Below are 1,093 nucleotides of genomic sequence, written 5' to 3'. Positions count from 1 at the left end.
TGTGCCCTGGATCTGCAGGGGCAGCATCACATTACCCAAAACGGTGCGCCAGGGGAACAACGCTGGTGCTTGGAAGACATACCCATAGGCGCGGGCCAGGCGCGCGTCGTGCGGGCTGACGCCGTTGACCAGCACCGTGCCCTCGCTGATCTGCTCCAGGTCGGCAATCACGCGTAACAGTGTGGTCTTGCCGCAGCCCGAGGGGCCGATCAGCGACACAAATTCGCCCTCACCAATACGCAGGTCGATGTTGCTCAGGGCTTTGACCGGGGTATCCGCCGTCTGGTAGACCAGACTGGCGTTGTGCACCTCTACCGCAGCCTGCGATGCTGCTTTGCCCTCGGGCTGGGGGCTGTAGGGGTGGCTGGCATCGGCGGTGGCAGTGGGTTGATCGGGGTTCATGGATAAAAGCTAACCATTTGGTCAAATTATTGTAGGCCTGCTTGCAAGTTTCATACCGCAATTTACCCCACTACGCGGGCTTACCCTGCCCCGGATTTACCCGTGTGCTCACATCTCCGTCAGCGCACTCACATTGCCTCGGTGCGCAACTGCAGCCAGTCCAGCGCCGCGCCGCTGACCAGTGGGCTCAGACGGGTGCGCACGGTGGCGTGGTAGGCATTGAGCCAGACGATCTCGTCGGCGCGCATCAGGCTCTTGTCTATGCAGCGCGTGTCGATGGGGCACAGCGTCAGCGTCTCGAACTCCAGGAATTCACCAAATTGTTCGCCGGTCTGCGCGGCCACATTCAGCACCAGGTTCTCGATGCGCACACCCCATTGACCACCGCGGTACAGGCCGGGTTCGACCGAGGTGATCATGCCGGGCTGCATGGCCATGTTGGCATCGGGAATGGCCTTGGAAATGCTTTGCGGACCTTCGTGCACGTTCAGGAAATAGCCCACGCCGTGGCCGGTGCCGTGGCCGTAGTCCATGCCGTGTTCCCACAGCGGTGCGCGGGCTAGCGCGTCCAGCATGGGCGACAGCGTGCCCAGCGGAAAGCGCGCGCGGGACAGGCCAATCGTGCCTTTGAGCACCAGCGTGTAGTCGCGCTTCTGCGCGGCGCTGGGTGTGCCTATGGGCCAGACGCGGG

Annotated in this window: 2 protein-coding genes; both read right to left on the bottom strand. The window is 62.9% G+C overall.

Annotated features, from left to right (window positions below):
- Positions 1 to 402, bottom strand: a 402-nt coding sequence (locus AC097P_RS24735) for an ATP-binding cassette domain-containing protein (RefSeq protein WP_479613062.1), incomplete at its 3' end; no start/stop codon positions are given.
- Between the two features lie 128 nt (positions 403 to 530).
- Positions 531 to 1,093: M24 family metallopeptidase (locus AC097P_RS24730; protein WP_479613061.1), on the bottom strand; the 563-nt coding region annotated here is incomplete at its 5' end.

It is taken from the genome of Rhodoferax sp. ZS1R8 (genome assembly GCF_056521325.1).
The sequence above is the reverse complement of the archived record's forward strand: the minus strand, read 5'-3'. Positions and strand labels throughout refer to the sequence as shown.